Here is a 23,004-nt window from a genome sequence, read left to right as displayed (position 1 = left end):
GCATGATAGCACAATTCACGAGGAATGTTTTGGATTTGATCCGCTCGCTTTAAATAAAAAATAGGTTGGATTGAACTGTAGTTTCTTAAATATGGGGGTGTGTCATAATTTTTCAAGCAGAGAATTCCTATTCAAGAATTTTTTCATTTTTACAATTGTTAGAATATAAATACACAAAAAAAACGATTAAAAAAAGTACAAAACACCATTTTATAGTGAAAAAATCAAATAAAACTTGACAAGGTTGGATAAGACCGATAAATAGCGGCTAGACCCATTTATATTTTTTCATTTAGAGGTACTGTTAGTGTCTTCTACAGATTTCGAATTAGATGATGATAACTACGGTGAGGATGATGTTGGTTTTGATGAGTCATCAGGCAAAATCAGTGCCAAAGAATCATTAGAAAAGCGCCGTTTGATTGATGATCTACTCGCTCAACGCCGTTTAGAACGAGAATTAAAAGATTTCGATTATGATTTCGACGACGATGATTTGGATGACTAAAGTGAAGCGAAATTGCTAAGACTTTATGTTTGAAAATGTTATGCTGTTGCCGATGTATTTAAAATTTGGATCATAAAATGAGCACATTAGATTTAGACTTATTGAGTAATTTTCTTGACGGTGATCAAAATGAGCACGGTTTAGATTTTGCAGCGACTCATGGCTTTTTGTGTGCTATCGCGGTTGGTCCAAAATTTGATCGTTGGTTGGATGAGCTTTTTGAGAGTAACCAAAAGAAAGTTCCTAGTGAAATCATTGAACAAATCAAAGCTTGGTTAGAGTCTATTCGTCAAGATTTAGCCAATGAAAACGGAATTGAATTCCCTTTTGAAATTGAAGAAGCAGATGTTGATTCAAGTTTAGGTGATTGGAGCGTTGGTTTTGTTGATGCAATGTTCTTGAATGAAGAGGCATGGTTTGCTCCAGAGTTTGAAGAACAATTGGTTGATTTAACTTTACCAATTATGGTGTTTAGTGGCATTGATGAAGAAGATCCTCAAATGGAGTCTTTCCGTCGTAATGGTCAATTGATGGATGAATTAGCGGAAGAAATTCCTGATAATTTGAACGAAATTTATCTCATGTACCATACGCCTGCGTGATGCTACATCTTATGTAGTTACAAAAGTAATGCATAATTTGACACCAAATTAAATATTAAACGTCCTTTAGAGGACGTTTTTTATATCTCGTTTGGGAGTTAAGGTTTTTGTGATTGAGGAAGCATCAAGTCGAGATCACTTTCAATCCTTTGATATGCGTCTGCACTATTTAGTTTATTTGTGGTGATTTACTCAGAGACCAAGCATTTTCATGGGCGATTACTTTACCCTTAAGATTCTCTGTTATCGTTTCCAATAATTTAATTTGGTAATGCGTTGCATAATGCTCAGTTAATTCATGTTCAGGAACGGAAAACGGCGGTCCTTGAAGTAGGTTTTGATCATATTCAAGGCTAATTAATAGCTGAGGTGCTTGTTTTGTAATGTCTAACAAATGTTGTGTATATTGGCTTCGCATTTGTGGTGGAAGAGCGATTAGAGCAGCTCGATCATAAACAGCATCTATATCCCCAAGTTGTTGTGCTGTTAATTGAAAAAAATCACCAACGAATAATTCAATTTGAGGATGTTGATAGTGAGTCAATTCACCTGATTCCGTCTCTTTAAAACTCAACTCTAAATTTGAAATAAGATCTTGGATTGCAATAGGGCTAAGATCAATACCAACTATTTGATAACCCTGATTTATTAGCCAGCTTATATCTAAACTTTTACCACAAAGTGGAACAAAAATACGAGCATGAGGCTTTAAATCTAATGATCTAAAATATTGGGTGAGTAGGGCGTGAGGTTGGTCTTGATGAAAACCAATATTATTGTTTTGCCATTTGTCATGCCAAAAATCATGTTGCATTATTTGAACCTCAGTATTCATTTAAATAGAGTTGAAAATGTCATCTACTATTTTTTGATAAATAGAATTTCTTGATTAAGAACCAAAGTACGTATGCTATTGCAATAGCTAAAATAATAGTGCCAATACGTTGTGTAATAGCACTCATCAATGCTGGATTTTCACTAAAATGATAGCCAACATAGGCAAGAAGAGTGGTCCAAAGAATTGTACCTGCAGCACTGTAAGCCATGAACTTACTAAAAGGCATTTTGCTCATACCTGCTGGGATACTAATTAAAGAGCGAACCGCAGGTACCATACGACCAAAAAAAACGATTCTATGTCCATATTTTTCAAACCAAACCAATGATTTTTCAAGATCAGCAACACTAATACGGAGGTATTTTCCGTAGCGTTCTACAAGAGTAAAAAGGTGGTGTTGCGGGATCTTTCTACCCATCCAATACAGTAATGCCGCGGCTAGAAGTGAGCCGATACTACCAGCAATAATCACTCCGATTAAAGTCAGTTCACCTTTTGCCGCAGTATAACCTGCGGATGGCATAATGATTTCGGATGGAATCGGTGGGAAAATATTATCAAGAAACATTAAGAATGCGATACCCAAGTATCCTAGTTTCTCCATGATGGATAATACCCAGTCTTCCAGTCCCATAGCGCCTAAATGTGATTTGTGAGTTAGGGTTTAGAATAATGGTTGTCTAAATAACTCTCAATGATGTATTGGTTAATAATCTTGATGATTAAAATAAAAAAGCCTTAGTTTGAGCTAAGGCTTTTTATTAAATGTTTATACTAATTTATAGGCGTTTGCGTTTTGCCGCTGCAATTTGTGACTGACGCATACGGAAGCCAGCTTTTTGTTTATCCGTAGTTTTATCAATACAGTAAACACAAGACACGCCGTGTTCATAGCTTGGTAATTCAGCTTCAACTTTAGTAAGTGGCCATCCACAAGCGTGACACTTAATATTTTCACCTTCTTCAACGCCGTGAGTCACCGCCGTACGACCATCAAATACGAAGCATTCACCTTCCCACATACTTTCTTCGGCAGGGGTTTCTTCTAGATATTTTAAAATACCGCCTTTGAGGTGATAAACTTCATTAAAGCCTTCTTGTAGAAGTAGAGACGTTGATTTCTCGCAACGAATACCGCCTGTACAGAACATCGCAATTTTTTTGTCTTTATGTTGTTCAAGGTTTTGTTTTACATATTCAGGAAATTCACGGAAACTTTCAGTTTTCGGATCAATCGCGCCTTTAAATGTACCAGCTTTGTATTCATAGTCATTACGAGTGTCGATCAGGATCACATCATCACGACTAATTAAATCGTTCCATTCTTTAGGGTCTAGATAGTGACCCACTAAATCACGTGGTTTAACTTCAACACCTAAAGTGACAATTTCTTTTTTAAGTTTAATTTTCATTTTACGAAATGGTTTCTCAGAGCTTTCAGACTCTTTATATTCCATTGCATTAAACCCTTCGTTTAAAAGGAATTGATGAACGGTATCAATCGCGGTACGGTCGCCAGCAACAGTTCCATTAATTCCTTCAGACGCTACAATCAGAGTTCCACATAAATTGATGCTCTTCACTAAGTTCAAAAGACGTTGTTGCAGGTCAGCTGCATCTGAAACTTCTTTAAATTGATATAGTGCCGCAACAACCCAATTATTGGTCGCTTGCTGTTCTACAGGTGCAAGCTGTTCTACAGTAGCGTTCATGGATAACTCCAAATGTATTAAGATAGAAAAATAAGGCGCACATTTTAGCGCGAAATCTGAAAATAAGCGAGAAAGCCATAAAACAAATATGGTTTTAAAGGAGTTGGTTTTGAGTAACGATCGTCGAATTCCATCATTGACCCCCTGTGCAGGACGTTGTTCAACGGTATTTGGTGATCTGGTTTGTCGTGGTTGTCGCCGTTTCAATCATGAAGTGATTCAATGGAATACTTATACGCCAGAGCAAAGGCTCATGGTGTGGAAGCGCTTAGATGCGCAGCTGAATCAAATTTTGGTGCCTTTGCTACCTCACGCCAATCTTCAACATATTGAAGGTTTTATTCACAGTAAACATATTCGTGTCTTAGAGACAGCCACTACAGGGCGGAAGTTGTATCATGCTTTGAAAATTTGCGAGAAGAATAAGCATTTGGCACATGATAGTGGGCTAGGCATTACAGATTCACAGGTTAAACCCATTTGGGATGAGTTTGAGCGTCGTGTGTTGGCTTTGGCTAAGGCGAGTTATGAATTGGCATGGTTACGTGCGGATGGTATCAGTGCAACCTTGTTACGTGCCCTAGAAGAAGATGAGATCTAAAAAGATTTTTTACGAAAAGTTAGCCAATAAATAACTATTTCAGCGATTAATAGATTGATCGTCCAGCCTAACCATGCTTCAAGCTGATAAATGTGGATTGGTGTAAGCCAATCCCAATAGGGTTGAATTTGGTAAAGTGCAAGTTTCCATGTTCTTAAGCTTAATGCAGATAAGGCTAAAGCAAAGCTCCGAATCATCCAGTTACGATGTGCAATCCATTTTTTTTCAAAAGCATAATAAAGTGCAAATAGGGTACTTGTTCCCCATAATAATCCTAGAATCACAAAGCAAATTTGGGTACTAAAACCGCCATTTGCTGAGATTGCAAGAATGAAGCCGCTAGGCAAGGCGGCTCCAAGTGTTGCAACAATATAAAGCCAGCCTGCACAGCGATGTAAACGTGGTGTGTTATTACGAATTGAATGTGAGAATTGGGTAAAACCTGCCAATAATACCAAGCTGCTAGTGATAACATGAGTTTGAAATGCAAAGCGCCAAGGCTGAGTGTGTACGACATCTTGCTTAAGAACTAAAAAATTGGTGCTATCCGACCAAGGGAAATAATTCAGGCAGATTTTAAGCATTAACCAAGATAGATAGCCAAAAACTAATATGATGATCAATTGAGAGAATCGGTTGAGTATTTTCCACATAAATATTGATCACTGATATGCTGTGCAAGCAAAATAATTGAAATAGTTTTTTTAGATGAGAGCATTAAAATGAATAAGCCTAAACAATTATTAATTGCGATTGCTATTTTATCAAGCACTACGCTGACTTTAGCACAATCCCCTCAAATAGCACCTTCATGGACAGGGTTATATAACGATGAGCAAAAAATTTCTTTGTTCATGCAGCAAAAAGGCAGTGATATTACAGGTTATAGTCTGTTAAATGGTAAGCAACTAAATTTTAAAGGGAAAATTCAGCAAACTGACTTGAATCACACTTTGACTTTAAATGAAATTGGACAGGGGGTAAGTGTTGGTCAGTTTATTTTAGAATATAAGGGTAATACTTCACCGATTGAAGCTCAGTGGTTGTCTACAACGAAAATGGTGAAACCGAAATTTTTTAGTTTAAATGCGCAGCAATGTAAATATGCAAAAGGGCAAGGTGAGTTTCCTGATGCTTCTGTGCGTTTGTTGAAAGATGCTGATTTACAAGTGCCTCTAGGGCAGTTGCAATATATGCGTAATGAAATTTATGCACGTCATGGTTATGCTTTTCAGAACAAAAATTGGGCAACTACATTTTCGCAATATGATTGGTATATGCCTTGCTATACCAATGTGGATACACGTCTAACTCAAATTGAGAAAGAAAATATAAAGCGTATTAAAATGGTTGAGCCGTATGCAAAAGATGTAGATTGGGGGCGTTAATTCATTTTGATGAATACTGTTTCTAATAAAAAAGCTGCCATTTGGCAGCTTTTTTAACATTAATTTTAAAAATAAAATTAACGTTGGATGTCGCGTTGAGTCGAGCCTGTGTAAAGCTGACGTGGACGACCGATCTTGTAAGGACCGCTGTGCATTTCTAACCAGTGGCTGATCCAACCAACTGTACGTGCAAGCGCGAAGATTACAGTAAACATTTCTGTTGGGATACCAATCGCTTTTAAGATGATACCTGAATAGAAGTCTACGTTTGGATATAAGTTACGCTTGATGAAGTATTCATCAGAAAGCGCAATTCTTTCAAGTTCCATTGCAAGAGCAAGTTGTGGATCTTGGATACCTAAAGCTTCAAGTACTTCGTCACAAGTTTGTTTCATGACTTTCGCACGTGGATCGAAGTTTTTGTAAACACGGTGACCGAAGCCCATGAGTTTAACTTCTTTGCTCTTCACTTTTTCCATGAATTCAGCAACGTTTTCTACGCTACCAATTTCATCTAACATTTTAAGTACAGCTTCGTTTGCACCACCGTGAGCAGGTCCCCAAAGTGCAGAGATACCAGCAGAGATACATGCATATGGGTTCGCACCAGTAGAACCAGCAAGACGAACTGTAGAAGTAGATGCATTTTGCTCGTGGTCAGCATGAAGCGTAAAGATACGATCCATTGCACGTGCAAGAACAGGATTTACTTTGTAGTCACGATCAGCAGGAGTTGCAAACATCATGTGCAAGAAGTTTTCTGCATAACCTAAGTCATTACGTGGGTAAATGAATGGTTGACCTACAGTGTACTTATAGCTCCACGCTGCAAGCGTAGGGATTTTCGCGATTAAGCGAATTGCAGTAATTTCACGATGGTTAACATCTTCGATGTCTAAACCGTTGTGATAAAACGCAGATAATGCACCTACTACACCAACCATAATTGCCATAGGGTGAGCATCACGACGGAAACCATTAAAGAAACGGCTTACTTGGTCATGAACCATAGTGTGGTTGCGAACTTTAGCATCAAACTCTGCTTTCTGTTCAGCATTTGGAAGCTCGCCATTTAATAATAAGTAGCAAGTTTCTAAATAGTCTGCTTGAGTCGCTAATTGATCAATCGGATAGCCACGGTGTAATAACACACCTTTGTCACCATCAATGAATGTGATCTTAGATTCGCAAGCAGCTGTCGCCATAAAACCAGGATCGAAAGTAAAATGACCAGATGCCAATACATCTTTAACGTCAATTACATCTGGGCCCAATGTACCGCTGTAAATTGGTAATTCAATTTCTTTGCCATCAAGCTGTAATACGGCTTTTTTGCCAGTTGCTGCAGACATTCAAAGATCTCCTGTCCTGGTGAATGATTATCTGACTCGAAATCCTAATCTTGTCGTATGCGAATCAGACGGTGTCAAAATTTGCTATAAGATTAGTGGCTACTAAAATTTTGTCAATTATACTTAGGGATAAAAAATAACGTTATTGCAGTCAATTAGTCATTCAGTATCAAAGAAAAAATTGAGTAAAATCACAGCATCGGTCGAGTATAATATGTCAAATCAGGTTTGAGGTGCATAAAAAAAATGAAGCACCAGTACAATTGTAAGTAAATTTTTATCCGAGTTATATTTTGGTGCTTAAAAAATAAATACTTACCATAATTCAAAAGCCTATATATCTCAGGGTTTAGAATTAACTATCCATTAAAAAATAGATTAAAAGTTTTATATATCGAGTCATAATTGATTCATTGTGGTGCGATTAATTGTATAAAAAATAGCTTATTTTTTGTGAGTATCTAGTATGAGGAAACAGATTATTGATCCCTGATATTTAATATATAAATGAGGGGTATTATTTTCGCCTATATTTAAGATTGTAGTTTTTGATTAATTTTTAGACATTTAGCGGAGTGTTATTGAAATATATTAGAAATAATTTTGACAAAAAATTTAGTAAACTAAAAAATAATAACTCATGTTTTATTTTTATATAACAGTAATATATTGGGTTCTATTGCGGTTTCCAGCGCAGCTTATATACGCATTAAATGTGAATGATTCTTATTTCATTGAATTTTCGACTAAAGCGAAAACTGATTGTTTGTATTTTGATATTTCACGTTTTATAATTCGTTGTCGTTATATAGGTTAGGCGTGCATTATGCTTGCCTGACTATGCCAGCTTTCCTTTGAATTAATTCAAACAAACTCCGGATGGAGTTTCTACCTACAGGATGCCCGCTGTGAAAAGCAACAGACCTGTCAATTTGTCCATGGGTCAGGTGTTAGCGGTAAATTTACGCTCACCCGTGGCTATTGCATCAATTCTACACCGTTTATCAGGTGTAATCGTTTTCTTATTAGTCGCTGTTCTTTTATGGATTTTGGATAAATCTTTATCTTCACCAGAAGGATTTGACTACGTTAAAAATGTCGTTTTCGGAAATATCTGTGTACGTTTCATCGTATGGGTATTTGTAGCTGGCTTAATTTTTCACTTCATTGCTGGGGTAAAGCATTTACTTGCTGACCTTGGTTTTGCTGAGGAACTTCAAAGCGGTCGTATTGCAGCTACTATTTCATTGATCTTGTCTGCGATCGGTATTCTCGCGGCATTTGTATGGATTATGTTCTGATGAAAAGTGCTACAGGTTTAACAGGTTCAGGTTCTCGCGATTGGTATATCCAGCGTGTTAGTGCTGTGGTTTTAGCTGCCTATACTGTGGTGATGTTCGGTTGGATCTTGTGTAATAGCGGATTTGGTTACGAACAGTGGGCTGGCTTTATGTTGACTCTACCAATGAAGATTTTCTCTTTATTGGCCGTATTGTCACTTGTTGCTCATGCTTGGATTGGTATGTGGCAAGTCTTTACTGATTATGTAACGACTCGTCAAATGGGGCCTTCGGCTTCAGGTTTACGCCTTGTATTGACTTCTGCTGTCATTATTTCAGTGTTTGTGTACGCAATCTGGGGTATCCAGATTTTCTGGGCAAATTGATAGGAATAGAACATGGCGATTATCTCTAAAGAAAATTATTCGAATATTCAGACCTTATCATTTGACGCTGTGATCGTTGGTGGTGGTGGTTCAGGTATGCGTGCTTCTTACCAACTTGCTCAAGCTGGTTTAAAAGTTGCTGTATTGACCAAAGTATTCCCAACACGTTCGCACACAGTTGCTGCCCAAGGTGGTATCGGTGCGTCGTTAGGTAACATGCAAGAAGATAACTGGCATTATCACTTCTATGACACGGTTAAAGGTTCTGACTGGTTAGGCGATCAGGACGCAATCGAGTTTATGACCCGTGAAGCGCCAAAAGTTGTTTACGAGCTTGAACACTTAGGTATGCCGTTTGACCGTAACGAAGATGGTACGATTTATCAACGTCCATTTGGTGGTCACTCAGCAAACTATGGTGAAAAAGCAGTTCCACGTGCGTGTGCTGCTGCTGACCGTACAGGTCATGCGCTACTTCATACTTTGTATCAAAGCAACGTAAAAATGGGTACTCAGTTTTACGTTGAATGGATTGCTTTGGACTTGATCCGTAACGAAGCGGGTGATGTTCTTGGTGTAACCGCAATTGATCAAGAAACAGGTAATATTGCAGTATTCCAAGCAAAAGCGACTCTATTTGCTACGGGTGGTGCTGGTCGTGTTTACCGTGCATCTACCAATGCGTATATCAATACGGGTGATGGTCTTGGTATGGCTGCTCGTGCAGGTATTCCATTACAAGATATGGAATTCTGGCAATTCCACCCAACGGGTGTTGCAGGCGCAGGCGTATTGTTAACTGAAGGTTGTCGTGGTGAAGGTGGTATCCTTCGTAACAAAGACGGCGAACCATTCATGGAACGTTATGCACCAACTTTAAAAGACTTGGCACCACGTGACTTCGTATCACGTTCTATGGACCAAGAAATTAAAGAAGGTCGTGGTTGTGGTCCTAAGGCGGATTATATCTTGTTAGATATGACGCATTTGGGTGCTGAAACGATTATGAAACGTCTACCATCTGTATTTGAGATTGGTAAGAAGTTCGCAAACGTTGACTGTACGAAAGAGCCAATTCCAGTTGTACCTACGATCCATTATCAAATGGGTGGTATTCCTACGAATATTCATGGTCAAGTGGTTGTGCCTCATGGTGTGGAAGAGGGTGAATTCTCTGCGCATTATGATAAAGACACGAAAGAATATACCTATAAAGGTACGCGCGATTACGTAAAACCTGTGAAAGGTTTCTATGCAATTGGCGAATGTTCTTGTGTATCTGTACATGGTGCAAACCGTTTAGGTACTAACTCATTGCTTGACCTTGTAGTATTTGGTAAAGCTGCTGGTGAACACATCATTGATTATGTGACTAAACATCACGGTGATGATTACCAACCGCTTCCAACTGATGTATTAGCAAATACTTTAGGGCGTATTCGTAAGTTAGATGATTCAACTACGGGTGAGAATGCACAAGAAGTTGCTGATGCAATCCGTGACATCGTACAGGATCACGCGGGTGTATTCCGTACTCAAGCATTGCTTGATAAAGGTGTAAAAGAAATTCTTGCGATTGAACCACGTGTTCGTAATATTCATTTGAAAGATAAATCTAAAGTATTTAACACTGCACGTGTTGAAGCATTAGAAGTTGAAAACTTATATGAAGTTGCGAAAGCGACTTTGATTTCTGCTGCTGCACGTAAAGAATGTCGTGGTGCACATACAGTTGTTGACTATGAGTTAGCACCTGATCATCCAACTTATTCTTACGGTCGTCGTGATGATGAATGGATGAAGCATACTTTATGGTATTCATCAGACAACCGTCTTGAATATAAGCCGGTACGTTTCAGCCCGTTAACGGTTGAAGCAATTGAACCTAAACCACGTACATTCTAATCGGGAGAACAAAGATGAGTAGAGGCACTCGTACATTCGAAATCTACCGCTATGATCCTGATAAGGATAAAGCGCCGTACATGCAAACTTTCAAACTTGAGTTAACCGATAAGCACCGTATGTTGCTTGACGCGTTACTTGCGTTGAAAGTGCAAGATGAGTCATTAACATTCCGTCGCTCTTGCCGTGAAGGTATTTGTGGTTCGGATGGTGTGAACATCAATGGTAAAAATGGTTTAGCGTGCTTGTGGAACTTGAACGATTTACCAGAGAAGATTGTGATTCGTCCTTTACCAGGTTTACCAGTGGTAAAAGATTTGGTTGTAGATATGAATCAATTCTACGATCAATATGACAAAATCCAACCGTTCTTGATTAACAATCAGCCAGCGCCAGCGAAAGAGCGTTTACAGTCTCAAGCAGAACGTGAACACTTGGATGGTCTGTATGAATGTATTCTTTGTGCATGTTGTTCAACATCATGCCCATCATTTTGGTGGAACCCTGATAAGTTCCTCGGGCCATCTGCATTGTTAAATGCATATCGCTTTATCATTGACTCTCGTGATACGGCAACACAAGAGCGTTTGGCTCGTTTAGACGACCCATTCTCTTTGTTCCGTTGCAAAGGGATCATGAACTGTGTGTCTGTATGTCCTAAAGGTTTAAACCCGACGAAGGCAATTGGTCACATTCGTAATATGTTGTTAGACCAAGCTGGTTAATACAGTTTTCTGACATGTGAAAAGGGAGCTTTTAAAAGCTCCCTTTTTTATTTTGGTTAAATAGTTTTCTATGTTGGTGGGCTTGCAAGGTTTATTATCGAGTCCTTAAAAATATTATTGAGTCTTGAAAATTTATAAATTTTGAGCTTAAGAAAAATGACTTGGATTAATAAGAAAAATGAATGATCTATTTTTAGGCGCTCTGCATAATGTTTGTGCAAGAATTGTAGAAAATCTTTAACTTTGGTCGATAAAGGTGCAACTATTATAAAAAGGGCGGTATATTAGAATATAATTAAGAATGTGTATTTCGCTGCTTTATAGATGGTATGTGTCAAAAAAATCAATTCGTACATGAGAACATGGTACGATTTCCGCCACGACCTGAAGCAAAAAATAAGCATATTCCTGATGTTATATCACTCTAATGCTTACCAATTGTATGGATATAGTTTGGGTTAAAGTCAATTTAGAAAAGTTAATATTTTTGTTAATTTTTCTAAAATGGTTTGCAAAAAATTGCTCGATTTCATCGAGTATAAGGATGAGTTATGTGCTTTGAATTGAAAGTGCATAGCTCATTTATTACATCAAAAGGAATACTCCTGATGTGTAGTGATAATGTCTCAAGGTTGGATGATCTTGAGTAGTAGTGTCATGTTACCAATTTGATACTATGAATCATGGGTGTGCTTAAAAGGCAACCTGTATTATTTTTTGCAATAGGAAATGGGTCCAAAAATGCAAGAAGTTGCTGACGCACTGCGTCTTGACACTGAACTTTCCGCTGATAGTGCAGCGTATATTGAAGAGCTTTACGAACAGTACCTAACTTCTCCAACCTCAGTGTCAGAGGATTGGCGTGAATATTTCGATAAATACCCTAAAGGTGATCAACCACACGGTAGTGTGCGCGAGCAATTCCTCCTTTTGGGTCGTAATTCAAACCGAGTTCAACCTGTTGTACAAAGCACTGTAAGTACAGAACATGAGCGTCGTCAAATTGGTGTATTACAACTGATTGCTGCTTATCGTAACCGTGGTCATCAAAAAGCCAAACTTGATCCATTAGGTCTTGCGAAACGCGAAGAAGTTCCAGATCTTGATTTATCTGCACACGGTTTAACTAAATCTGATTTAGATACTGTATTTAATACAGGTAACCTCGCGATTGGCAAAGCAGAAGCGACATTGTCTGAAATGGTTGAATCCATGGAAGCAATTTACTGCTCTTCAATCGGTGCAGAATACATGCATATCGTTGATACAAAAGAAAAGCGTTGGATTCAACAACGTTTGGAAGGTGCTCGCGGTAAATTCAATTACACCAATGATCAGAAAAAAGGTTTCTTGGAGCGTTTAACCGCTGCGGAAGGCTTAGAGAAATATCTTGGTAATAAATTCGTTGGTGCGAAACGTTTTGGTGTAGAAGGCGGTGAGTCTTTTATTCCAATGATGAATGAAATCATTCAACGTGCAGGCAGCGTTGGTTGTAAAGAAGTTGTGATTGGTATGCCACACCGTGGTCGTCTCAACCTTCTTGTGAACATCATGGGTAAAAACCCAGCGGATCTTTTTGGTGAATTTGAAGGCAAGAGCCTACATAAAAAAGGTTCTGGTGACGTTAAGTATCACCAAGGTTTCTCTTCAAACGTAATGACTCCGGGTGGCGAAGTTCACTTAGCATTGGCGTTTAACCCATCACACTTAGAGATTGTTGGCCCTGTAGTTGAAGGTTCGGTTCGTGCACGTCAAGTTCGTCGTAAAGATATTGGCGGCGATGACGTTCTTCCAGTGATTGTACATGGTGATGCTGCATTTGCGGGTCAAGGTGTAAACCAAGAAACCTTCCAAATGTCACAAACACGTGGTTACACAGTGGGCGGTACCGTTCACATCGTGATCAATAACCAAGTGGGCTTCACAACTTCTGATCCGCGTGATACACGTTCTACAGAGTATTGTACTGACGTTGCGAAGATGATTCAGGCGCCGATTTTCCATGTGAATGGTGATGATCCTGAAGCTGTGATTTTCGTAACTCAGCTTGCACATGATTTCCGTCATACTTTCCGTAAAGACGTGATCTTAGACTTGTTCTGCTACCGTCGTCGTGGTCATAACGAAGCAGATGAACCATCTGCAACTCAGCCTTTGATGTATCAAGTGATCAACAAGAAAGCGACAACACGTACCTTGTATGCAGATCAATTGGTTCAAGAAAAAGTACTTGACCGTGCTAGTGCAGATGCAATGGTGGAAGGTTATCGTTCTGATTTAGAAGCAGGTAATCACGTTGCAAATGCTTTGGTGACTGAACCAAACAAAAAGATGTTTGTAGATTGGTCGCCATATTTAGGTCATGAATACACAGATATTTGGGATACAACTTTTAGCATCGATCGTCTAAAAGAACTAGGTTTGAAAATGAATACATTACCAGAGGGTTTTGTATTACAACGTCAAGTTCAGAAAGTGATCGAAGATCGCGTGAAGATGCAAACAGGTGAAATGCCACTGAACTGGGGTGCTGCTGAAACTTTAGCTTATGCATCTTTGCTTGACGATGGCTTCCTTGTGCGTATCACGGGTGAAGATGTGGGTCGTGGTACATTCTCGCACCGCCATGCCAAATTACATAACCAAGTCGATGGTTCGGTTTATATTCCACTTTGTCATATAAAAGAAAATCAGCCACGTACTGCGGTCTATGACTCTTTGTTGTCAGAAGAAGCAGTGCTTGCATTTGAATATGGCTATTCAACGACATTGCCAAAAAGCTTAATCGTTTGGGAAGCACAATTTGGTGACTTCGCAAACTGTGCGCAAGTTGTTATTGACCAATTTATCGCTTCGGGTGAAACCAAGTGGGAGCGTGTGTGTGGCCTAACAATGTTGTTACCACACGGTTATGAAGGCCAAGGTCCAGAGCATTCATCTGCGCGATTAGAACGTTTCTTACAGCTTTGTGCTGAAGACAATATGCAAGTGATGACACCGACAACACCAGCGCAGATTTTCCATGCATTGCGTCGTCAAGCGGTTCGTCCGATTCGTAAGCCAATGATCGTAATGTCACCAAAATCATTACTTCGTCATAAACTTGCGACTTCAACTTTAGATGAATTAGCAAACGGTTCATTCCAAACAGTGATCGATGAAGTTGATCAAATCAATAAAGCTGATGTGACTCGTTTAGTTCTTTGTGGTGGTAAGGTTTACTACGATTTACTCGAAAAACGTCGTGAGCTTGGTTTAAACCATATTGCGATCGTTCGTATTGAACAATTGTATCCTTACCCAGAACAACGCTTAGCTGAGGTTATGGCTCAGTATCCAAACATTCAAGAGCTTGTTTGGGCACAAGAAGAGCCGAAGAACCAAGGTGCTTGGTTATTTATCGTTCCTCGTTTATATGAAGACGTTCTTAAATCAGGTAAACAAATTCGTATTAGCTATGCTGGTCGTGACGCATCTGCCGCACCTGCTTGTGGCTCGCCATACTTGCATGCAAAACAACAAGCTCAGCTTATCAATGACGCACTTGCGATTGAAGTTGAACAATCAGGAGATTCTAAATAATGGCAACCGAAATTAAAGCACCGGTATTTCCAGAGTCAGTTGCTGACGGTACGATCGCAACTTGGCACAAGAAAGTAGGTGAACCTGTATCACGTGATGAAGTGATCTGTGACATTGAAACCGATAAAGTTGTTTTAGAAGTGGTTGCTCCAGCTGATGGTAGCTTAGTTGCAATCATCAAAGGTGAAGGCGATACAGTTCTTTCTGACGAAGTGATTGCTCAATTCGAAGCTGGTGTTGTTGCTGCCGCTGCTCCTGAAGCTGCTGCACCAGCCGCAGCTGCTCCAGTTGCATCTGCGCCAGCAGCTGCATCAACTCAAGCAGTTGATCAAAACCAAGCGCCTGCAGTTCGTAAAGCATTATCTGAAACTGGTATCAATGCTGCTGACGTACAAGGTACAGGCCGTGGTGGTCGCATCACTAAAGAAGATGTTGCTAGCCATCAAGCTAAACCTGCTGCATCAGTTCAACCATTAAGCGTTGCTGTCGGCGAGCGTATCGAGAAACGTGTTCCAATGACACGTTTACGTAAGCGTGTTGCTGAGCGTTTATTGGCAGCTACACAACAAACTGCAATGTTAACAACGTTCAACGAAGTTAACATGAAGCCAATCATGGAAATGCGTAAGCAATATAAAGATGCTTTCGAAAAACGTCATGGTGCGCGTTTAGGCTTTATGTCTTTCTTCGTTAAAGCGGCAACTGAAGCATTAAAACGCTATCCAGCTGTAAACGCATCTATTGATGGTGATGATATTGTTTATCACGGTTTCTATGACATCGGTGTAGCAGTTTCTTCTGACCGTGGTTTAGTTGTACCAATTCTTCGTGATACAGATCGTATGAACTACGCTGAAGTTGAAAACGGTATTGGGGCTTATGCTGCTAAAGCGCGTGAAGGTAAATTGTCGATTGAAGAAATGTCTGGCGGTACGTTCACGATTACTAATGGTGGTACTTTCGGTTCATTGTTATCTACACCGATTTTAAATACACCACAAACGGCAATTTTGGGTATGCACAAAATCCAAGAACGTCCTATGGCGGTAAATGGTCAAGTTGAAATCTTGCCAATGATGTACTTAGCACTTTCTTATGACCACCGTTTAATCGATGGTAAAGAAGCTGTAGGTTTCTTGGTAACAATTAAAGAATTGTTAGAAGAACCAGCTAAACTCATTCTTGATCTTTAACATATTTAAATCCCCCTAAATCCCCCTTTGATAAAGGGGGACTACCAGTCACGGTATTTCTCCTCTTTGCAAAGAGAGGGTTAGGGGGAGATTTAAGGAATAGAAAAATGTCTCAACAGTTTGATCTTGTTGTCATTGGCGGTGGACCTGGTGGTTATGAAGCAGCGATTCGTGCAGCTCAACTTGGTTTCAAAGTCGCTTGTATCGAAAAACGTATTCACAACGGTAAGCCATCTTTGGGTGGTACATGCTTAAATGTGGGTTGTATCCCTTCTAAAGCATTGCTTGATTCTTCTCACCGTTACGAAGCAACAATTCATGAGCTTGCTGAACACGGGATCACGACAGGTGAAGTTAAATTTGATTTAGACACTTTGTTGGCACGTAAAGACAAAGTTGTAGATCAATTGACGGGTGGTGTTGCTCAATTACTTAAAGGTAATGGTATCGAGTGGTTACAAGGTACTGGTAAATTACTCGCAGGTAAAAAAGTAGAATTCACACCGTTTGAAGGTGATGTACAGGTTTTAGAACCAAAGTACGTCATCCTTGCGACTGGTTCTGTACCTGTAAATATTCCAGTAGCACCTGTTGATGAAGACTTAATTGTTGATTCTACTGGTGCATTAAAATTCCCAGAAGTTCCTAAACGTCTTGGTGTGATTGGTGCAGGTGTTATCGGTTTAGAACTTGGTTCGGTATGGCGTCGTCTTGGATCAGAAGTTGTTGTGTTTGAAGCATTAGATGCATTCTTACCAATGGCAGACAAAGCATTGGCGAAGGAATATCAAAAAATCTTGAAGAAACAAGGTTTAGAGATCCGTATCGGTGCAAAAGTTTCTGGTAGTGAAATTAATGGTCGTGAAGTGACTGTTAAATACAACCAAGCTGGTGAAGACAAAGAACAAGTTTTTGACAAGTTAATCGTTTGTGTAGGCCGTAAAGCGTATGCAGAAGGTTTATTGGCAGAAGATTCTGGCATTAAATTGACTGAACGTGGTTTGGTTGATGTAAATGATCAATGCCAAACATCTGTAGAAGGTGTTTACGCAATTGGTGACTTAGTACGCGGTCCAATGCTTGCACATAAAGCAATGGAAGAGGGCGTAATGGCTGTTGAACGTATACACGGTCATGCTGCTCAAGTGAACTATGACACCATCATCAGCGTTATTTACACACACCCAGAAGCAGCTTGGGTTGGTTTAACTGAAGAACAAGCTGCTGAAAAAGGTCACGAAGTTAAAGCAGGTCAATTCCCATTTGCGGTGAATGGTCGTGCGTTGGCTGCTGGTGATACTGCTGGTTTTGTGAAGTTCGTTGCTGATGCAAAAACTGACCGTTTATTAGGTATGCACGTTGTAGGTCCAAATGCATCTGATATCGTACATCAAGGTATGATCGCACTTGAATTTGTATCTTCAATTGAAGACCTACAATTAATGACTTTTGGTCATCCAACATTCTCAGAAGTTGTCCATGAAGCCGCGCTTGCTGTTGATGGTCGTGCCATCCACGCGATTCAACGTAAACGTAAATAACAAAATAAGTGTGGTTCGCCACACTTTTTAATTAATGATGGTTGATATAAGAACCATCATTTAATATAACTTATAACAGTCTATAATTAATAATATTTCTAGACTATATGAATGACACTATAAACAACATGGTAGGTAACTGAATGAACTTACATGAATATCAAGCTAAAGCATTATTGAAAAAATATGGTATGCCAGTACAGGAAGGTATCTTGGCAACAAATGCAGATGAAGCCGTTGCTGCGTTTGAACAGCTTGGTGGTAAATTTGCTGTAATGAAAGCACAAGTTCATGCTGGTGGTCGTGGTAAGGCTGGCGGTGTAAAAGTTGCGAAATCAAAAGAAGATGTTATCGAATTTGCAAACAATATTATTGGTACGCGTCTTGTAACATATCAAACAGATGCAAATGGTCAGCCAGTAAATAGTATTATTGTTGCAGAAGATGTTTATCCCGTTGAACGTGAGTTGTATTTAGGTGCAGTGGTAGATCGTTCTAGTCGTCGTATTACGTTCATGGCTTCTACCGAAGGTGGCGTAGAAATCGAGAAGGTTGCAGAAGAAACACCTGAAAAAATTATTAAAGTTGAAGTTGATCCGTTAGTTGGTTTACAACCCTTCCAAGCACGTGAAGTTGCATTTGCATTAGCATTAAAAGATAAACAAGTTGGTCAGTTTGTGAAAATCATGACGGCTGCTTATGACGCTTTCGTCGAAAATGATTTTGCTTTATTTGAAATTAACCCACTTTCTGTTCGTGAGAATGGCGAAATCTTATGTGTTGATGCCAAAGTAGGGATCGACTCGAATGCGCTATACCGTTTACCAGAAGTTGCTGCTTTACGTGATAAATCTCAAGAGAATGAGCGTGAATTAAAAGCATCTGAATTTGATCTTAACTATGTTGCTCTAGAAGGTAACATTGGTTGTATGGTGAATGGTGCTGGCCTTGCAATGGCAACGATGGACATCATCAAACTTTATGGTGGTCAGCCTGCAAACTTCCTTGACGTTGGTGGCGGTGCAACCAAAGAGCGTGTAATTGAAGCGTTCAAAATCATCCTTGCGGATACGTCTGTACAAGGTGTTTTAATCAATATCTTTGGTGGTATTGTACGTTGTGACATGATTGCTGAAGCAATTATTGCAGCGGTTCAAGAAGTAAACGTTACTGTGCCTGTTGTTGTTCGCTTAGAAGGGAACAATGCTGAGTTAGGTGCGAAGTTACTTGATGAATCTGGTTTGAAATTAATTTCTGCGAATGGTTTATCTGATGCCGCAGAAAAAGTTGTAGCTGCAGTGAAAGCTTAAGGAGTATCAATCATGAGCGTATTAATTAATAAAGACACTAAAGTATTGGTACAAGGTTTTACTGGTAAAAACGGTACTTTCCACTCTGCACAAGCTTTAGATTACGGTACAAAAGTTGTTGGTGGTGTGACTCCAGGTAAAGGTGGCACGACTCATCTTGAACTGCCTGTATTCAACACGATGAAAGATGCTGTTCGTGAAACACATGCTGATGCAACTGTGATCTACGTACCAGCTCCATTTGTTTTAGACTCAATTGTTGAAGCGGTTGATTCTGGTGTTAGCTTAATTGTTGTGATCACTGAAGGTGTTCCAACGATTGACATGCTGAAAGCAAAACGCTACTTAGAAAGCAACGGCAATGGTACGCGTTTAGTTGGCCCTAACTGCCCAGGCGTAATCACGCCAGGTGAATGTAAGATTGGTATTATGCCGGGTCACATCCACCAACCAGGTCGTATTGGTATTATTTCACGTTCAGGTACATTGACTTATGAAGCAGTTGCTCAAACAACGAAGCTTGGTTTAGGTCAGTCTACTTGTATCGGTATTGGTGGTGACCCAATTCCGGGTATGAACCAAATCGAAGCGCTACAATTGTTCCAAGACGATCCAGATACTGATGCAATCATCATGATCGGTGAGATCGGTGGTACAGCGGAAGAAGAAGCTGCTGAATTTATCAAATCTAACGTGACTAAGCCTGTCGTAGGTTACATCGCTGGTGTAACTGCGCCTAAAGGTAAGCGTATGGGTCATGCAGGTGCGATCATTTCTGGTGGTCAAGGGACTGCTGAAGAGAAATTCGCTGCATTTGAAAGAGCGGGAATGGCTTATACTCGTAGTCCAGCTGAGCTTGGTTCTACTATGTTGCAAGTTTTAAAAGAGAAAGGTTTAGCGTAATTCGTTAGATTTTGATCTGAAAAACCCCGATGGAAACATTGGGGTTTTTTGTTGGGAGATTATTGCTGTGTTGTGTAATGCTTGTTATGAATTCAGAGGTAATGTTTAATCTATTGTGCATAAGTCTTTTTAGAGATTGCTACAAGCAATGGGATGGGGCAAAGTTAGTTATGAGGCATGAAATACTTGGTGAAATTGCATTAGGTGAAGATGGTGGTGAGGTGCATATCCCGTATTACGGGAGTACAGTTAAAATTAATATTAGCTCCGATGAGATTTCTTTTGAAGAGGCTGTTGATGTTGCGGCATCATTAGTCAAGTGTCTGGAAGAGTTTGATACTAAAGCTAAGTTGGTTGCAGCACAAGATTTGACAGATACATATAATGATGGCTGGAATGAATATGATGAGGTGCAAGAAGATGGAACGCTCAAGGAGATTTTCAATCCTAAACTAACACCTAGCGAATTCATACAAAAACTGACGCTTTTGGCGGTTAATGTAACTGGTAATACGTTTGACTTTTTTTATGATGATGAGAGCATGTTTTGGGGGCACAGCGTAGTGGTGAGTTCAATGGATGGAGTTGCATTTACTGACACATTTGCCCAAATTATGGGATAGTATTAATTAGATAAATTTAATGATAACAATATATTAAGTTGATATTTGATGTTTTTATATTTTTAAGAAAATTGAAATGTTAGTAAGGAAGTATTTTAAATTAGACATCTAATTTCTGGAACGTTAAATGGAAACGATTATGGATATATCACTGGAAGGAATTGAGCCAGATAAATATGGTAGATATATCATTCCTTATGTGAGTGAAATTTTTGAAAAAGAAGTCACTTTAACCATTCCTACTGAAAGTGGAGTGATTGAAGAATGGCAATTAAATCTAGCTTATCAATTTTTTGAAAAAGAAAAAGAACTGAAAAAACAGGTCTTTGAAAGCATATTGGCTTATTATCACGACTGTTGGGTGGATTTGAAAGATCAGTTTGGTGAAGATTTTGCCCATCTCGTTCCCTCAGTAGAAAACACATTCCAACTTAAAGAGCTACTAACTTCTGTTGGTGTTTACATAGGTGAGTTTGAGCCACAAGATAAGGCTATTGGTTTGCTTTTTGAGTGTTCATGGGAGCCAGAACATGGGTTAGGAGTATTAATCAACAATTGGGAAGTTAAAGAAGTAAGCCATCAAGATGTTGCATTTACAATCTAATACCAATTATCGTAATTCAATTAAGGTTTATGTAGATATCGTCTTGACTGTCAATTAGCCCCTTGAAATATTTAAAAATTCATGGTGCGATTACCGTCGCACCCTACAGCACAAATTAAGCAGATTGGTATAACTAAATGGGGAATTAAAATAATAATTGGAGACCGAACATTCGGCATTTCGGTCTCCATTGAAAAAAGAGCGCTATAAATGGCGTATATACATTTATTCCGCTTTTGGTTTTAACCCTTGAGTCAAACCATTTATATCACCACCTTGTAAGCCTAATTCATTCATTAAGCTATCGATCAGTGGTGCCTGTGAACGGTAGCGTAGGGCGCTATTCACCACTTGATCAGACAAAGAAGTTTGACCATTTTCAACTGTATCACTACCGACGGCACCGCCACCTGTAAAGTTACTTAAACCATTCACTTGTAAAATCTTGATGTCATCAATATTTTCCATTGGTTTAACACTTTCACGAATAATCTCTGGTAAATGCTTTAACAATGCCAAACGAACTTGCATTTCCACTTGCTCAGCAGAAAGGGTATTGGCGGCTTCATTCACCGCACGCGCACCTTCCGCATCAACCTGGTATTGTTTTTCCAACGCTTGAGCAAGTAGAATTTTTGCATCTGCCTCACCTTTCGCTTTTAAGCGAATTTTTTCAGCATCCGCTTCGGCAGCGATACGAACAGCTTCCGCTTCATCCGCAGCGGCTTTTTTACCTGCATCGGCGGCAACAGTAATGGCAATTGCCTCTTTCTCAGCAGTTTGTTTAGCAGCAACCAATTCAACCGCTTTTTGACGTTCGGCACGTTGAGTTTCGCGTACAGTTACAACCTCTTCTTCTGCTTTAACCGCTTCAGCACGGGCTTTGTCAGCTTGGGCTTTGGCTTCTGATTCAGCACGAGATTTTTCAGCAATGGCAATGGCACGATCTTGCTCAGCCAATTCAATGGTTTTCTTTTGTTCAACCTGCGCCTTTTGAATCAATTGTGCCTTTTGGATATTTTCATTTTCCACATCACGGGCAGAGGCGATACGTTTCAACTCAACTTCACGTTCCGCAGCGATACGGGCTTCTTCAGCTTCACGTTTTTTACCTGCTTCTTGTGATGCGATTTCAGCAGTTTGTTCTGCTTTACGAATTGAAATTTCACGCTCTTGTTGTAATTTCGCGTATTCTTCTTCACGAGAGATTTCTAAACGTGCTCGTTCTGCTTGTAAGTTTTTTGCACGAATTGCTAAATCAGCATCTTGTTCAATGTCGTTACGCTTTTTACGACGATCTTCAATAGTTTCAGTTAGTTTGGTTAAACCTTCTGCATCAAAGGCATTTTGTGGATTAAAGAATTTAAAACTGGTCTGATCTAAACCTGTCAAAGAAACAGTTTCAAGTTCTAAACCATTTTTAGATAAATCTTCTGATACGACTTGTTGAACTTTTTGAACAAAATCAACACGTTTCTCATGTAGTTCTTCCATTGCCATTTCGGCAGCAACGGCACGTAAAGAGTCGACAAACTTACCTTCAACTAAGTCTTTTAATTCTTGAGGAGACATTGTTTTTCGACCCAGTGTTTGGGCTGCTGTGGCAATTGACTCAGCGGTCGGTTTTACCCGAACATAAAACTCAGCCATGACATCGACACGCATACGATCACGCGTGATCAAGGCTTGATCTGCTGCCCGTTTAACTTCGAGGCGCAGCGTATTCATGTTCACAGGAATAATCTCGTGTAAAACAGGAAGGACAATTGCTCCTCCGTTCAGAATAACTTTTTCACCCCCAAAACCTGTTCGCACAAAAGATACTTCTTTGCTAGAACGGGTATATAGGCGAGCAATCACAACGCCAATAAAAATGAGTGCTGCAAAAATAATACCTGTGATGATTAAAATTTCAGTCAATGCTGAATTCAACATTTAAAATCCCTCATTA

At 39.5% G+C, this 23,004-nt stretch carries 21 protein-coding genes; 15 read left to right on the top strand and 6 right to left on the bottom strand.

The genetic code is table 11. The features are described from left to right. Positions 1–307: 307 nt before the first annotated feature. Both O1449_RS11110 and O1449_RS11105 read left to right on the top strand, forming a co-directional pair. The gene (locus O1449_RS11110; RefSeq protein WP_004664469.1) at positions 308–508 is read left to right on the top strand and encodes a PA3496 family putative envelope integrity protein; all 201 of its coding nucleotides are present in this window, start codon (positions 308–310) and stop codon (positions 506–508) included. A 77-nt stretch (positions 509–585) separates the two neighbouring features. Then, on the top strand, positions 586–1,110 hold the full coding sequence (locus tag O1449_RS11105) for a YecA/YgfB family protein (protein ID WP_005161776.1): 525 nt from the start codon (positions 586–588) through the stop codon (positions 1,108–1,110). Between the two features lie 169 nt (positions 1,111–1,279). Here O1449_RS11105 and tmpT read toward each other — a convergent pair whose 3' ends face one another. From tmpT to trhO, 3 genes are all read right to left on the bottom strand, one after another. Next, on the bottom strand, positions 1,280–1,924 hold the full coding sequence (tmpT, locus tag O1449_RS11100) for a thiopurine S-methyltransferase (protein WP_269238341.1): 645 nt from the start codon (positions 1,922–1,924) through the stop codon (positions 1,280–1,282). A 40-nt stretch (positions 1,925–1,964) separates the two neighbouring features. After that, positions 1,965–2,582: a DedA family protein gene (locus tag O1449_RS11095; protein WP_269238340.1), complete on the bottom strand. Its 618-nt coding sequence runs from the start codon at positions 2,580–2,582 to the stop codon at positions 1,965–1,967. Between the two features lie 145 nt (positions 2,583–2,727). Further along, entirely contained in the window at positions 2,728–3,660 is a 933-nt protein-coding gene (gene trhO, locus O1449_RS11090; protein ID WP_269238339.1) for an oxygen-dependent tRNA uridine(34) hydroxylase TrhO, read from the bottom strand. 109 nt (positions 3,661–3,769) lie between these two features. On the opposite strand from trhO, the gene O1449_RS11085 reads away from it, so the two are divergent. Beyond that, positions 3,770–4,261 carry a DUF1289 domain-containing protein gene (locus O1449_RS11085; protein WP_269238338.1) on the top strand — a complete coding sequence of 164 codons (492 nt, stop codon included), beginning with the start codon at positions 3,770–3,772 and terminating at the stop codon, positions 4,259–4,261. Here O1449_RS11085 and O1449_RS11080 read toward each other — a convergent pair. Next, positions 4,258–4,914 (bottom strand): DUF2306 domain-containing protein, encoded by a 657-nt coding sequence (locus tag O1449_RS11080; protein WP_269238337.1) that lies wholly within the window; start codon positions 4,912–4,914, stop codon positions 4,258–4,260. The two genes, O1449_RS11085 and O1449_RS11080, sit on opposite strands and share 4 nt — an antisense overlap. Positions 4,915–4,983: 69 nt before the next feature. Here O1449_RS11080 and O1449_RS11075 point away from each other — a divergent pair, with 69 nt between their 5' ends. Next, on the top strand, positions 4,984–5,649 hold the full coding sequence (locus tag O1449_RS11075) for a YARHG domain-containing protein (protein ID WP_269238336.1): 666 nt from the start codon (positions 4,984–4,986) through the stop codon (positions 5,647–5,649). A 77-nt stretch (positions 5,650–5,726) separates the two neighbouring features. Here O1449_RS11075 and gltA read toward each other — a convergent pair whose 3' ends face one another. Further along, on the bottom strand, positions 5,727–7,001 hold the full coding sequence (gltA, locus tag O1449_RS11070) for a citrate synthase (RefSeq protein WP_269228484.1): 1,275 nt from the start codon (positions 6,999–7,001) through the stop codon (positions 5,727–5,729). 899 nt (positions 7,002–7,900) lie between these two features. On the opposite strand from gltA, the gene sdhC reads away from it, so the two are divergent. The 11 genes from sdhC to O1449_RS11005 all read left to right on the top strand — a co-directional run bounded on the left by sdhC (position 7,901) and on the right by O1449_RS11005 (position 21,053). Continuing rightward, entirely contained in the window at positions 7,901–8,302 is a 402-nt protein-coding gene (gene sdhC / locus O1449_RS11065; protein ID WP_018676974.1) for a succinate dehydrogenase, cytochrome b556 subunit, read from the top strand. Beyond that, complete coding sequence (sdhD, locus tag O1449_RS11060; protein WP_004908359.1) at positions 8,302–8,667, top strand: succinate dehydrogenase, hydrophobic membrane anchor protein; 366 nt, start codon at positions 8,302–8,304, stop codon at positions 8,665–8,667. Before sdhC ends, sdhD begins: the two co-directional genes overlap by 1 nt. Positions 8,668–8,679: 12 nt before the next feature. After that, positions 8,680–10,572 carry a succinate dehydrogenase flavoprotein subunit gene (gene sdhA / locus O1449_RS11055; RefSeq protein ID WP_269228483.1) on the top strand — a complete coding sequence of 631 codons (1,893 nt, stop codon included), beginning with the start codon at positions 8,680–8,682 and terminating at the stop codon, positions 10,570–10,572. Between the two features lie 14 nt (positions 10,573–10,586). Further along, positions 10,587–11,297, top strand: a complete 711-nt coding sequence (locus tag O1449_RS11050; RefSeq protein WP_004664446.1) for a succinate dehydrogenase iron-sulfur subunit — start codon at positions 10,587–10,589, stop codon at positions 11,295–11,297. Positions 11,298–12,038: 741 nt separating this feature from the next. Then, complete coding sequence (locus O1449_RS11035) at positions 12,039–14,879, top strand: 2-oxoglutarate dehydrogenase E1 component (protein ID WP_269228482.1); 2,841 nt, start codon at positions 12,039–12,041, stop codon at positions 14,877–14,879. Next, positions 14,879–16,072 (top strand): 2-oxoglutarate dehydrogenase complex dihydrolipoyllysine-residue succinyltransferase, encoded by a 1,194-nt coding sequence (gene odhB / locus O1449_RS11030; RefSeq protein WP_269228481.1) that lies wholly within the window; start codon positions 14,879–14,881, stop codon positions 16,070–16,072. Before O1449_RS11035 ends, odhB begins: the two co-directional genes overlap by 1 nt. A gap of 107 nt (positions 16,073–16,179) precedes the next feature. Beyond that, positions 16,180–17,613, top strand: a complete 1,434-nt coding sequence (lpdA, locus tag O1449_RS11025; RefSeq protein ID WP_269228480.1) for a dihydrolipoyl dehydrogenase — start codon at positions 16,180–16,182, stop codon at positions 17,611–17,613. A 143-nt stretch (positions 17,614–17,756) separates the two neighbouring features. Next, positions 17,757–18,923: an ADP-forming succinate--CoA ligase subunit beta gene (gene sucC / locus O1449_RS11020; RefSeq protein ID WP_269228479.1), complete on the top strand. Its 1,167-nt coding sequence runs from the start codon at positions 17,757–17,759 to the stop codon at positions 18,921–18,923. Positions 18,924–18,935: 12 nt separating this feature from the next. Then, the gene (gene sucD, locus O1449_RS11015) at positions 18,936–19,826 is read left to right on the top strand and encodes a succinate--CoA ligase subunit alpha (RefSeq protein WP_269238335.1); all 891 of its coding nucleotides are present in this window, start codon (positions 18,936–18,938) and stop codon (positions 19,824–19,826) included. Positions 19,827–19,912: 86 nt separating this feature from the next. Next, a complete protein-coding gene (locus tag O1449_RS11010; RefSeq protein ID WP_269238334.1) occupies positions 19,913–20,449 on the top strand; it encodes a DUF2262 domain-containing protein in 537 nt (178 codons plus the stop codon). A gap of 127 nt (positions 20,450–20,576) precedes the next feature. Further along, positions 20,577–21,053, top strand: a complete 477-nt coding sequence (locus O1449_RS11005; protein WP_269238333.1) for a DUF6985 domain-containing protein — start codon at positions 20,577–20,579, stop codon at positions 21,051–21,053. Between the two features lie 225 nt (positions 21,054–21,278). Here O1449_RS11005 and O1449_RS11000 read toward each other — a convergent pair whose 3' ends face one another. Beyond that, positions 21,279–22,988 carry a flotillin family protein gene (locus tag O1449_RS11000; RefSeq protein ID WP_269238332.1) on the bottom strand — a complete coding sequence of 570 codons (1,710 nt, stop codon included), beginning with the start codon at positions 22,986–22,988 and terminating at the stop codon, positions 21,279–21,281. Positions 22,989–23,004: the final 16 nt, after the last annotated feature.

It is taken from the genome of Acinetobacter sp. TR3 (assembly GCF_027105055.1).
Classification (GTDB): domain Bacteria; phylum Pseudomonadota; class Gammaproteobacteria; order Pseudomonadales; family Moraxellaceae; genus Acinetobacter.
Note: the sequence above shows the minus strand (reverse complement) of the source record. Positions and strands in the feature narration are given on the sequence as shown.